The organism is Caulobacter sp. FV1ye6ST, assembly GCF_058681225.1.
Genome location: NZ_CM178733.1, coordinates 3,118,109 through 3,130,404 on the forward strand (window position 1 = coordinate 3,118,109; position 12,296 = coordinate 3,130,404).

The 12,296-nt window shown below is 67.7% G+C and carries 9 protein-coding genes and 1 other annotated feature; of the genes, 7 read left to right on the forward strand and 2 right to left on the reverse strand.

Translation table 11 applies throughout. The annotated features are described in order from the left end of the window. Window positions 1-14 precede the first annotated feature (14 nt). From ACW175_RS15075 to ACW175_RS15085, 3 genes are all read left to right on the forward strand, one after another. On the forward strand, window positions 15-2,564 hold the full coding sequence (locus ACW175_RS15075; protein WP_492100860.1) for a cation-translocating P-type ATPase: 2,550 nt from the start codon (window positions 15-17) through the stop codon (window positions 2,562-2,564). Between the two features lie 10 nt (window positions 2,565-2,574). After that, on the forward strand, window positions 2,575-3,090 hold the full coding sequence (locus ACW175_RS15080) for a pyridoxamine 5'-phosphate oxidase family protein (RefSeq protein WP_492100861.1): 516 nt from the start codon (window positions 2,575-2,577) through the stop codon (window positions 3,088-3,090). Window positions 3,091-3,192: 102 nt separating this feature from the next. After that, window positions 3,193-3,246 (forward strand) — a sequence feature (sul1 is cis-regulatory element that is thought to sense ions involved in sulfur or methionine metabolism; They are found in Alphaproteobacteria). Between the two features lie 55 nt (window positions 3,247-3,301). Then, the gene (locus ACW175_RS15085; RefSeq protein ID WP_492100862.1) at window positions 3,302-4,783 is read left to right on the forward strand and encodes a SulP family inorganic anion transporter; all 1,482 of its coding nucleotides are present in this window, start codon (window positions 3,302-3,304) and stop codon (window positions 4,781-4,783) included. Between the two features lie 85 nt (window positions 4,784-4,868). Here the strand turns inward: ACW175_RS15085 and ACW175_RS15090 are convergent, their stop codons facing one another. Together ACW175_RS15090 and nhaA are read right to left on the reverse strand one after the other, a co-directional pair. Further along, window positions 4,869-6,116 (reverse strand): cation:proton antiporter, encoded by a 1,248-nt coding sequence (locus ACW175_RS15090; RefSeq protein WP_492100863.1) that lies wholly within the window; start codon window positions 6,114-6,116, stop codon window positions 4,869-4,871. A 56-nt stretch (window positions 6,117-6,172) separates the two neighbouring features. Continuing rightward, window positions 6,173-7,435 carry a Na+/H+ antiporter NhaA gene (nhaA, locus tag ACW175_RS15095; RefSeq protein WP_492100864.1) on the reverse strand — a complete coding sequence of 421 codons (1,263 nt, stop codon included), beginning with the start codon at window positions 7,433-7,435 and terminating at the stop codon, window positions 6,173-6,175. A gap of 490 nt (window positions 7,436-7,925) precedes the next feature. On the opposite strand from nhaA, the gene ACW175_RS15100 reads away from it, so the two are divergent. From ACW175_RS15100 to ACW175_RS15115, 4 genes are all read left to right on the forward strand, one after another. Then, window positions 7,926-10,364: a membrane-bound PQQ-dependent dehydrogenase, glucose/quinate/shikimate family gene (locus ACW175_RS15100; protein ID WP_492100865.1), complete on the forward strand. Its 2,439-nt coding sequence runs from the start codon at window positions 7,926-7,928 to the stop codon at window positions 10,362-10,364. Next, window positions 10,361-10,582, forward strand: coding sequence for a hypothetical protein (locus ACW175_RS15105; RefSeq protein WP_492100866.1), 222 nt, complete (start codon window positions 10,361-10,363; stop codon window positions 10,580-10,582). The genes ACW175_RS15100 and ACW175_RS15105 overlap by 4 nt, the downstream gene beginning before the upstream one ends. 40 nt (window positions 10,583-10,622) lie before the next feature. After that, window positions 10,623-10,847, forward strand: coding sequence for a hypothetical protein (locus ACW175_RS15110; RefSeq protein ID WP_492100867.1), 225 nt, complete (start codon window positions 10,623-10,625; stop codon window positions 10,845-10,847). A 220-nt stretch (window positions 10,848-11,067) separates the two neighbouring features. Beyond that, window positions 11,068-12,273: a D-alanyl-D-alanine carboxypeptidase family protein gene (locus ACW175_RS15115; RefSeq protein ID WP_492100868.1), complete on the forward strand. Its 1,206-nt coding sequence runs from the start codon at window positions 11,068-11,070 to the stop codon at window positions 12,271-12,273. The last annotated feature ends 23 nt before the right edge of the window (window positions 12,274-12,296 follow it).

Here is a 12,296-nt window from a genome sequence, read left to right on the forward strand (position 1 = left end):
AACGGACAAGCCTCATGGCCCGCGCCGGCCTCAGCGGACTGACGACGGCAGAGGCCGCGCAACGGCTCTCGCGGTTCGGCCCCAACGCCCTGCCCCAGGCCTCCAGCCGCGGCTTGGCGAGGATCATTCTCGACACCCTGCGCGAGCCGATGTTCCTGCTGCTCATTGGGGCCGCGAGCCTCTATCTGGTGCTGGGCGACCTTGGCGAAGGCCTGTTCCTGATGGCCGGGGCCATGGCCACCATCGGGCTGGTCGTGCTGCAGGAGGCGCGCAGCGAGCGAGCGCTGTCGGCCCTGCGTGATCTCTCTCAACCCCATGCCCGTGCTATCCGCGATGGGATCGAAGTTCGCCTCGCCGCGCGCGATCTGGTTCCTGGCGACATCGTTCTGGTCGGCGAAGGCGAACGCCTCCCCGCCGACGGCGCCTTGGTCGCGGGCGATGTCCTGAGCGTCGATGAATCCGCCCTGACCGGCGAATCCGCCCCGGTGTCCAAGCGCCCGCTGATCGAGGGCGAAGCGGCCGACGCCGACACCCGGCCTGGCGCCGAGACCAGTCCCTATCTGTTCTCGGGGACGTTGATCGTCCGGGGCCAGGGCGTGGCGCGGATCGGCAAGACAGGGCCCGATACGGCGCTGGGTCGCATCGGTGTCTCTCTGGCCGCGATCGTTCAGGAGCCCACCCCGCTGCAGAAGACCGCGGGGCGCCTGGTCGCTCTGCTGGGCGGACTGGCGATCGCCTTCTGCGCCGTTGTCGCTATCGCCTACGGGCTGCTGCGTCAGGACTGGGTTGGCGGCGTCCTGGCCGGGATCACGGTCGCCATCGCCCTGATCCCCGAAGAATTTCCCATGGTGCTGGCGGTCTTCCTGGCGCTCGGCGCCGGCCGTCTCGCCAAGCAGAAGGTTCTGGTCCGGCGCAGCGCGGTGATCGAGGCGCTGGGCGGCGCGTCTTTCCTGTGCGTCGACAAGACCGGCACCCTGACCGAGAACCGGATGCGGGTGGCTCGTCTCTGGACGCAGGACGAAGATGTCGCCGTCGCGCCGGACGTCGCCTTGGCTGGCGGGGCGCTCGGCTTGTTGGACGTGGCCGGACTGGCTTGCGCCGTCCATCCCGTCGATCCGATGGACAAGGCGGTGCGGGCTGTGCTCGAGGTCTCGACGCCCGCCACCTCCGGCGTCTTGGCTGAGCCGGACCGCACCTGGCCCCTTCGCCCCGAAATGATGGCCATGATCCAGGTCTGGCGCGAGCCCGCGGATCAGTGGCGCGCCGCCGCCAAGGGTGCGCCAGAGGCGATCTTCCGGCTATGCCGCCTGCCCGATGATCAAGTCGCTCGCCTCACGGACGTCGTCGAGCGGTTCGCCGTCCAGGGCCTGCGGGTGCTGGGCGCGGCGTCCTGCCAGACCAAAGCGAGCTTTCCTGAGACTCCAGAAGACGCTCCGTTCCAATTCGCGGGGCTTATCGGCTTCCTTGATCCCGTCCGCGCCGATGTCCCGGCGGCGCTGAAGGAGGCGCGGGAGGCGGGCATCTCCGTGGTCATGATCACCGGCGATCACCCGGCGACCGCCCTGGCCATCGCCAAGGCGGCGGGCCTGGACACCTCCGGCGGGGTGTTGCTGGGCGGCGAGATCGCCGCCTTGGACGACACGGCCCTGGCCGAGCGCCTTCGCGAGACCAGGATCTTCGCCCGCATCATCCCAGAGCAGAAGCTGCGCATCGTCCAGGCCTTGAAGTCCGACGGCCAGGTCGTCGCCATGACCGGCGACGGGGTCAATGACGCGCCTGCGCTGGAAGCGGCTCATATCGGCATCGCCATGGGACAGAAGGGCACGGACGTCGCCCGCGAGGCCGCTGACCTGGTGATCCTCGACGACAGCTTCGCCTCGATCGTCGGCGGCGTGCGGCTTGGACGGCGGATCTTCGTCAACCTGCGCAAGGCGCTGGTCTATATCACCGCCATCCATGTGCCGATCGCCGGGGTCGCGCTGATCCCGATCGTCATGGGCCTGCCGCCCCTGCTCTACCCGATGCACGTGGTGTTTCTGGAACTGGTGATCGATCCTGTCTGCGCGATGGTGTTCGAGGCTGAGCCCGGCGGCGCGAACGCGATGAAGCGGCCGCCGAGACGCCATGACGAGCCGCTGTTCGGACCTCTCCAGCTTGGCCTGGCCCTGCTGCAGGGGACTGGCGTGCTGGCCGGCGTGCTGGGGATCTATCTCCGGGCGCTCGCCCATCACCCGGAAAACCAAGCGCGAGGCGCGGCCTTCCTCACCCTGGTCGCCGGCAACCTGATCCTCGCCCTGGCCGATGCGTCCTCTTCAGGAGGCCGACTGTTCGCGCCGCATCGCCGCATCTACTGGATCATCGCCGCGGCGGCATCCGGCTTCCTGGCCCTGATCTTCGCCGTGCCGACCCTGGACACGATCTTCAAGGTCGCACCGCCCTCGCTGGGCCTCCTGGTCAGTGCTCTGCTGATCGCCATCGCCAGCGGCGGTTGGTTTGGACTGGCCCGACGCCTGGGCCATCGCCCCTCCCAAGGATCAACAGCGACCGCTATCGACCTGAAATAGGAACAGCACCATGCCCCTCTCATCCGCCGAGCCTCCTCAGACCACTGACGAGGCTGGCCTCCGGGCCCGCATCCTCGCCGTCCTGGACGGCAGCCACCTGATGGCCCTCGCGACGAACCGCCCCGACGGCTGGCCACAGGTCACCCTGGTCAATTACTTCCGGCGCGAACATGCGCTCTATTTCGTGGTCGCCACCGACAGCCAGAAGTTCGCCAACATCGCCGCGGACCCGCGGGTGTCGATCGCGATCGGCGGCGGCCCGGCTGGCCCCTACAGCCTGTCGATGGCCGCCCATGTCACCGAGGTTCGCGATTTCGAACTCGTCGAACGGCTCAACAAGACGATCCAGGCCCTGCCGACCGCGTCCGGGTTCACCCCGCACCCTGGGGCCAGCAGCATCGTCTTGCTTGAGGCCCAGCCTCGGATCATCACCCTGGTGGACTATGCGAACCCACCCGGCCATCGCGAGAGTCTCAGCATCGTCGAGCATTGGAATGTCCAAAGAACCGAGCCGACAGACCCTTGATCAGCCTCTGAAATCACCTTTTGGGTCGCCCGCGAACGCGCCTTGGGAACAGGGCTGATCGCCTTGCTTTCCCAGGCCACTTGCGCCATTCGAGGGCGGCAACAAGGACCCGACAAGATCGGGTGGCTACCCCGGGCGCCGATCCCTCGGGAAACCCAAGCGGACTTGAAGCGCTTCGCGCTGACCGCTCGACCTGAAGACTGAAGTTCACATGACGCTACTTGCTTCGGCGCGCCAGCAATGGTTCGCCAATCCTCGCCGCGATCTGTTGGCGGGGACCGTCGTGGCTCTGGCGCTGATCCCGGAAGCTATCGCCTTTTCGATCATTGCCGGCGTCGATCCGGCGGTTGGCCTCTACGCCTCCGTCGTCATCGCTGTGACCATTTCCCTGGTCGGTGGACGCCCAGCCATGATCTCGGCCGCGACCGGCGCCATGGCGCTGCTGATGGTCACCCTGGTTCGTGACCATGGCCTGGAATACCTGTTCGCCGCTTCTCTCCTATGCGGCGTTTTCCAGATCATCATCGGCCTGCTGAAGCTGGGTCGCTATATCAAGTTCGTCTCCAGAAGCGTGATGACCGGCTTCGTCAACTCTCTGGCCATCCTGATCTTCCTGGCCCAGATGCCACAGCTGATCGGCGCCAACTGGCAGACCTTCGCCATGGTCGGCGCGGGCCTGGCGATCATCTACGGCCTGCCGCGCCTCACCAAGGCCGTACCCTCGGCGCTGGTGGCGATTATCGTGCTCAGCGCCTTCGCCATCATCACCGGCCTAGATGTTCGCACCGTGGGCGACATGGGTCACATGCCCAAGACCTTGCCGGCCGTCCATCTGCCGATGGTTCCGCTGACCTGGGAGACCCTGCGGATCATCGCGCCGATCTCCGCGACCCTGGCCTTCGTCGGCCTGCTGGAATCGCTGCTGACCGCCAACCTTATCGACGACATCACCGATAGCCCTTCGGACAAGGATCGCGAGACACGCGGCCAGGGCATCGCCAACATCGCCTCGGCCCTGTTCGGCGGCATGGCCGGTTGCGCCATGATCGGCCAATCGATGATCAACGTCACCTCAGGTGCGCGCGGCCGCCTCTCAACCCTTTGGGCCGGTCTTTTCCTTCTGTTCCTGATGCTGGTCCTGCAGGACTGGGTGGCTCGCATTCCAATGGCCGCTCTGGTGGCGGTGATGATCATGGTTTCGATTGGCACTTTCGATTGGAGCTCGGTGTCGCGGCTGCGCTCGACGCCCATTCAGTCGTCGATCGTGATGGTCGCCACCACAGCCGCCGTGGTCGCGACGCACGATCTGTCCAAGGGCGTCGTGCTGGGCGTCATCCTCTCGGCCATCTTCTTCATGCGCAAGGTCGGCAAGACCATCATCGTCATGGAGTTGGAGACGCCGGAGGAAGGCCACTTGCGCTACCGTGTCAGCGGCCAGTTGTTCTTCGCCTCGGCGGACTTGTTCGCCGCCAGCTTCGAGCATCACGGCCATCCCCGGCGCGTCGAAATCGACATGACCGAGGCCCACCTCTGGGACCTCACTGGAGCGGCGGCCGTCGACAAGGTGGTGTTCCGCTATCGCCGCCAGGGCGCGGAGGTGAGCCTGACGGGGATGAACGCGGCGACCACGACCCTGATCCAGCGCGTCGGCCAGCACGACAAAACCTACCTGCCGCAAAGCGGCGGGCATTAGTCTGGGTCTCAACTCAAGCGCTCACGCGGCGCCCGCGGTAGGGATCGCGCAATGGCTCGGACCGTTGGCAGCCGCGTCCCGCTGGTCACCGTTCCTGTCGCGCCGCGAATTTCGCGGCGAGCCGCCCGAAGGTGAGTCCTTGGGCCAGCACCGAAAAGATCACGACCGCGAAGGTCGTCGACAGGATCAGGGTGCGAGCCTGGCCCAGAGGCAGGGTAAGCGCCAGCGCCAGCGACAAGGCCCCATGAAGACCGCCCCAACCGAGCAGCAAACTGGCGCCGCGTTGCTGTTCATGGCGCCGGAAGAAGGCGCCCCAGGGCGCGACGACGATCAGCCGCGCCAGGACCACAAGCAGTATGGCCACGATCCACAGGCCCATCATCCTGGTATCGAACGGCACCACGACCAATTCCAGACCCAGCAGCAGGAAGAGCAAGGCGTTGAGGATCTCATCCACCAGGGTCCAAAAGCCGTGCACGTGCCTCTGGGTCATGTCGCTCATCGCCGTGCGCATGCCCAGATTGCCGACCATCAGCCCCGCGACGACGACAGCGATCGGACCGCTGACGTGGAGCGTGTCGGCCAGGGCGTAGACGCCGACCGCCAGCGCGATGGAGAGCCCGACCTCGACAGCGTAGTCGTCGATGGCCCTCATGCCGGCGATGACCAGGAGCGAAGCGGCCAAGCCAAGGGTCAGGCCTCCAATGGCCTCGATGGCGACCTGGCCGATCGCCTGCAGGGGGTGGAGGTCCCCGCCCCCGCTGGCGATCGCGACCGCAGCGGTGAACACGACGATGCCGATCCCGTCATTGAACAAGGCCTCGCCCTGGAGCACCGCTTCGAGGGTCTTCGACAGGCTGCCCTGTCGCACCGCCGCCAGTACGGCGATCGGGTCGGTCGGACTGATCAGCGCGCCGAACACGAACGCCCAAGGCAACGTTAGCGGCAGGTCGAGCCACCTCGCCGTCGCCCACAGGCCGCCGCCGACGATCAGGGTCGAGGCCAGGACGCCGATGGTCGCCAGACTGGCGATGGCCAGCAGCCGCTTGCGAAGCTCCGCGAGGCTGACCTGCATGGCCCCAGCAAACAGCAGAAAGGCCAGCATGTAGCCGAGCACGGTCTTGGGAAAATCGACGCCCGCGATCGCGCCGACGAGCTGACCCGCCGCATTGGGTCCCGGAAGCCACGCGCGCGCCGCCAGCAACAGGCCCGCGCCGGCAAGCCCGGCCAGGACCATCGCCGTGGCGGTCGGCAAACGGAAGAACCGGACGTTCAACCAGCCCACCAGCCCCACCAGGGCCAGGAAGATCGCGGCAAGATCGAAGGCTGTCATGGATGCCTCGTAAATTCTACGGCTTGGAAAGGAGCGCCCGACGCGACACCATGCGCCTATCGGGGGTCCATCCGCGCGTCTTCCTCCACGACCTCGGCTGGGACGCGGACACCTTCGGGGACATCGGACTTGGCGGCGCGCAGGATCAGCATTCCCAGCAAGGCCGAAGCCAAGGAGCCGGCGAGCACGCCAATCTTCGTCTCGTCGACCAGATAGGCTTGCCGAAAGGCCAGGTTGCCGATGAACAGGCTCATTGTGAAGCCGATGCCGCAAAGCACCGCCACGCCATAGAGCTGGCCGGTCGAGGCGTATTTGGGCATGTCGGCCCAGCCCAGCCGCACGATCGCCCAGGCGGTGACGAAGACCCCCAATTGCTTGCCGAAAAACAGGCCCAGGGCGACGCCCAGCGGAACCGGGTCCAGAAGGTTGCCTAGGCTGACGCCGGTGAACGACAGGCCCGCATTGGCGAAACCAAACAGCGGCACGATCACGAACGCCACCGGCTTGTGCAGCGCGTGTTCCAGCCGATGAAGCGGCGAGGTCACGTCGTCGGGACAGGCGGGGCTCCTGCGCAGCGGGATGACCATGGCCAGCGCCACTCCGGCCAGGGTCGCGTGGACACCGGACTCCAGGACGAAGAACCATAGAAGAATGCCGCCCAGCAGGTAGGGCCAAAGGGCCTTCACGCCGAGTCGGTTCAGAAGGACCATGCCCAGGAGGATGGCCCCCGAGACCGCCAGGGCGCCCAGGTGAAGCTGCGCGGTATAGAAGATGGCGATGATCACGATGGCCGCCAGGTCGTCCATGATGGCGATAGCGGTCAGGAAGATCTTGAGCGAGGTGGGGACGCGATCGCCCAGCAAGGCCAGAACGCCGAGCGCGAAGGCGATGTCGGTCGCCGACGGAATGGCCCATCCGGCGCGCGTTTCGGGATTGGCGGCGTTGAAGACCAGATAGATCAGGGCCGGCGCGGCGACCCCGCCCAAGGCGGCCAAACCCGGCAGGATGATGCGCGAGGGCCGCGACAGCTGGCCGTCCAGGACCTCGCGCTTGATCTCCAGCCCGACCAGCAGGAAGAAGACAGCCATCAGGCCGTCATTGATCCAATGCAGCACGCTCTCGTCGAGCGAGACCGGCCCCAGGGAAAAGCCCAGGTGATGGCCCAGCAGCGCGAAATAGGCGCCCGCCAAGGGCGTGTTGGCGACGACCAGCGCCAACGCGGCGGCCGCCATCAGCACATACCCGCCAGACGCCTCGTGCTGGAGAAAGGCGCGCAGCGCCGACATCGGGCGAACCCGGTCCTGTTGAGAAGGGGTCATGGCGTCAGGCCCTCGAAATCAGAGACGAGGGCGCCGAGAGACCACCGGGCGAGCGGCCGCCAAAGGCCAGGACGGGCTTCAAGATAGGTCGTGCAAACGTCATGTGTTCTGCCACGGCGGCCTCCAGAATGGATCGAGCTGTCGTGGCGTCAGGTTATCGACGGACGCCGGACCGTATTCGCCCGAAGGCGCGGCCTGGCCACAACCGCAGCCTGATGTCTGGCCGGAAACTTGTCGCAAGCTCCGCCGAGGTCAAGCAAAACCGGCTTCGGGTCGTTCGTTTTTTCACTTGGCCTGCCGGATCCGCGCGGCGACGGCGGACACGGCCTGAGCGCTCCAGCGCCATCTCGCGTCACCCACGAAAAACAAATACATCGTGAAGCGATCTTTTTTCGGCGCCGCTGGGCCGTCTCACGCATTGTCTGTGGTGCGCGGCCGCTCACCGCTGCTCGCGCGCCTTGCCGCGCACAGATTCCAGCCGAGACCTCCAATGATGAACGCCCCCAAGACCCTGGTCCAAGGCCCCGCCTGGTTCGCACGAACCGTGGGCGTCATCCTGGTGTTGATCGGCGCGATCCTGTCAGCGGGCGGCCTTTGGCTCGTGCTCGTCCGGGGATCGCCCTACTACCTGCTGGCGGGATTGGGCTTGGTCGGCTCAGGCGCGCTAATGGTTCGCCGTCGCGTCCGGGGCGCCTGGCTCTACGCAGGGGTTTTCGCCGCGACCTTGGTCTGGGCGCTTTGGGAATCGGGACTCAATGGCTGGGCGCTGACCCCAAGGCTGGTCGGCCCCTTCATGCTGCTGCTGCTGGTCATGGCCAGCGTCCCCAACCTGACACGGGACCGCGCGCCCCGTCGCGCGAGCCTGGGGCTGGCGGTCGGGGCCAGCACGCTGATGGCCGTGCTGGTGATCGCCGTACTCGTGGCCGGCCGCGCCCCGCCCCCCGGCGCGACGACGCTCGGTCCTGGCCCGCTGGCGGCGGGGGCGGCCGGCGCCGACTGGCCCGCCTATGGCGGAACCTACGGCGCCCAGCGCTATTCGACCCTGGCGCAGATCACACCGACCAATGTCGGCCGACTGCAGCGAGCCTGGTTGATCCACACGGGCGACCTGCCGACCACTGCCCAGGCGCGATCGCAATACGGCGCGGAGACCACGCCGCTGAAGGTCGGCGACAGCCTCTATCTCTGCACGCCCAAGAACATTCTGATGTCCCTAGACGCGGCCACTGGCAAGACGCGCTGGCGCTTCGACCCCAAGGTCGCCGACATCCACATCCCCTATACCGCCGCCTGCCGCGGGGTTGCCTACTACGCCGTGCCCGGCGCCAAGTCGGGCGAGGTGTGCGCCACCCGGATCATCGAGGGGACCCTGGACGCGCGTCTGATCGCCGTGGACGCGGCCACGGGCCGTCCCTGCCCCGGCTTCGGTTTCGGCGGTCAGGTCGATACGACCCAGGGGATCGGCCGGCACGTCCCGGGCATGTTCTCCATCACCTCGGCCCCAACCATCGTGCGTGGCGTCGTGGTCACGGGCCACCAGGTGCTCGACGGCCAAAAGCGCGACGCGCCCTCCGGCGTGATCCAGGGCTACGACGTGGTCAGCGGCAAGCTGGTTTGGGCCTGGGACATGGCGCGGCCCGAGCGGACCGGCGCGCCGCCGCCTGGCGAGACCTACACGCGCGGCACCCCCAACATGTGGACGACGGCGACGGCGGACGAGGCCTTGGGCCTGGTCTATCTGCCGCTCGGCAATTCAGCGGTCGACTATTGGAGCGGCCTGCGCACCTCGCGCGAAAAGGCCCATTCCACCTCGCTGGTGGCGCTGGACGCGGCGACGGGACGCGAGGTCTGGTCGTTCCAGGCGGTGCATAACGACGTCTGGGACTATGACCTCGGATCGCAGGCTACCCTGGTGGATTTCCCGACAACGCGGGGTCCGGTGCCCGCCTTGATCCTGCCCAGCAAGCAAGGCGACCTCTATGTTCTGAACCGCCGGACCGGATCGCCCCTGACCGGGGTGGTCGAGCGGCGCGTCCCCACCGGCGGCGTCGAGCCTCATGAACGCGCGGCCACTCAGCCGTTCTCGCTCTACCACACCCTGCGCAAGCCCGACCTGACCGAAAGGTCGATGTGGGGCATGTCGCCGATCGACCAGATGATCTGCCGGATCCAGTTTCGACTGGCCACCTACAAGGGCTTCTACACTCCTCCAGAGACCAAGGGCCGCTATGTCGAATATCCCGGCTACAACGGCGGCTCGGACTGGGGCGGCGTGGCCGTGGATCCCGTGCGCGGCGTCATCGTCGCCAACTACAACGACATGCCCAACTACAATCGCCTGGTTCCGCGCGCCGAAGCCGACAAGAAGGGCTGGGCGCCGCGCGGCCAGGAACGCGGCGGCAGCCTGAAGAAGGGCGCCGAGGGCGCGGGAGATCCGCAGGCGGGCGCGCCCTACGCCATCGACGTCAACGCCGGCTGGCGCCTGCCGGTCACGGGCCTTTTGTGCAAGCAACCGCCCTACGGCGGCCTGCGGGCCATCGACCTGCTCAGCGGCAAGACGCTCTGGGATCGCCCCTTGGGCACGGCGCGCACCAACGGTCCGTTCGGCATCCCCTCGCACCTGCCTCTGACCATTGGCACGCCCAACAATGGCGGGGCGGTCGTCACGGCCGGCGGGGTGATCTTCATCGCCGCGACCACCGACAATCTGATCCGGGCGGTCGACCTGAAGACCGGCCGCACGCTTTGGCAGGACGTCCTCCCGGCTGGCGGCCAAGCCACGCCGATGACCTATGAGGTCGGCGGCAAGCAATATCTGGTGATCATGGCCGGCGGGCATCACTTCATGGAGACGCCGATCGGCGACGCCCTGATCGCCTACGCCCTGCCCGACCCAGCGTCGTCGAGCGCGAAAGGCTCCAACCCATGATCCGCGAAGCCGGCCTAGCCGTCTTGCTTATCCTGGCGCTCCTGCCGCTCCTGGCGCTCCTGGCGGGCGGAGCCCAAGCCCGGACCGAGCCTTCCGATCAACAGGTCGGCGAGTCTCTGGCTGGCGCGGCGCCTCTGGTCCGCGGGGCGTCGCGGCCCGATGGCGCCAAGGCCTGTCGCGTGGCCCGACGCCACGGCCATCCCGCCCCGCCTCGCTGACCTGCGAACGCCTGGCCGCGCGGATCGCCATGAGCACGAGGTGCGCGAGGCGCTTACCGCCGGCGCGGTGCGGCGCGGCTTTCTCAAGGGCCTGGCGACGGCCCGGGGCTGCGGCGAGCAGCAACATGGGGTCTTCGTCGACGCGCCGGACGCCGTCGCCGCGCGGCCGGTCGAGGCTTTGGTCACCGCCCAGATCGATGGCCCGGCGCTGAGCTTGACGGGCCAGCCCCAGGCGGCCGGCGGGCGCCTGGATCTGCCTGCGTAACGATGGCCGCGGGCCCTCAATCGGCTCGTGGGTCGTCGAGCCCCCCACCAAGGCGCTTTGAGACAACAAAACATCGTGCAACGATACTTTATCGGCTCGAATTCAGATCTCGTTAACCGGACCGGCGGCGACATGGGCCACACACTCCTATCCAGTTTAGGGACCGCTGGCCGGCGGACTGCCCATGCTTTTGTCGTCGCGTCCGCGCCTTGCGCCGATCATGCTCCTCGCCGTCCTCGTCGCGACGCTCTTCCGCGCGCCCGCCCAGGCGGAGGCCGGCAGTCCGGTCGAGCAACGCTTCGCGGCGATCGTCATCGACGCGTGGACCGGCGAGACCCTTTACGCCCGCCACGCCGATGCGCGACGCTATCCGGCCTCCCTGACCAAGGTGATGACGCTCTATCTGGCGTTCGACGCCTTGGACGCCGGGCGCGTCAAATCGGCCGATCAGGTGGTCATCTCGCGACGCGCCGCGTCTCGCCCCCCTTCCCGGCTTGGCCTGCGGGCCGGTGAGCGCATAAGCGTGCGTGAGGCCATGGACGTGCTGGTCGTCAAGTCGGCCAATGATATCGCCACGGCCCTGGCCGAGCATCTGGCCGGGAACGAGGCCGCCTTCGCGCGCGCCATGACCGCCAAGGCCAGGAGCCTTGGCTTGGCGCACACGCAGTTTCGCAACGCCTCGGGCCTGCCCCAAGCGGGCCATTTCAGCACCGCGCGGGATCTGGCGCTGCTGGGCCGGGCTTTTCTGCGCGACCATCCCGACGACTACGCCATTTTCAACCAGGAACAGACTGTGTTCCGCGGACGGCTGATCCAGGGTCACAATCGCCTGCTGGCCCGCCCTGGCATCGACGGCTTCAAGACCGGGTTCATCAACGCCTCCGGCTACAATCTGCTGACCTCGGGCGCGCGCGACGGTCGGCGGGTGATCGCCGTGGTGCTAGGTGGTCGCTCGGCGCGGTCCCGCGACGCGTTCATGGCCAAACTGGTCCAGGCCAGCTTTTCCAGCCTCGCGATCCGCTCGGCCGGCTTCGAGTTGACGGTCGCGGACCTGTTGGCCGAACCCGCCGCGCCCCTTTCGTACGCCTCGGCCGCTTCGGACGATGTCGCCTCGCCGCCCGTCATTCAGGCGGCCCTGACCCAGGCCGAACCGACGACGGCGCAGGGCGACGCCTCGCCCGCGGCCTCGCCGCCGCCCCGCCTTTGGGTGCAGGTTGGCGCGTTCCGCTCCAAGGCGCGCGGCCAGGCGCGCCTGGCCGATGTCGTCAAGCGCCATCCCCGCCGGTTTGGGACCCGGTCGCGGGACGTGGCCAGGATCGGTCGTCTCTTCGCGGCGCGCTTCGCGGCCCGCACCGCCGAAGGCGCCGACGCGGCCTGCGCTCTGCTGGCCGCCGAGGGCGAGGATTGCCTGGTGCTGACGGAATGAGCCCGCCTGATGCATCGTCCTTG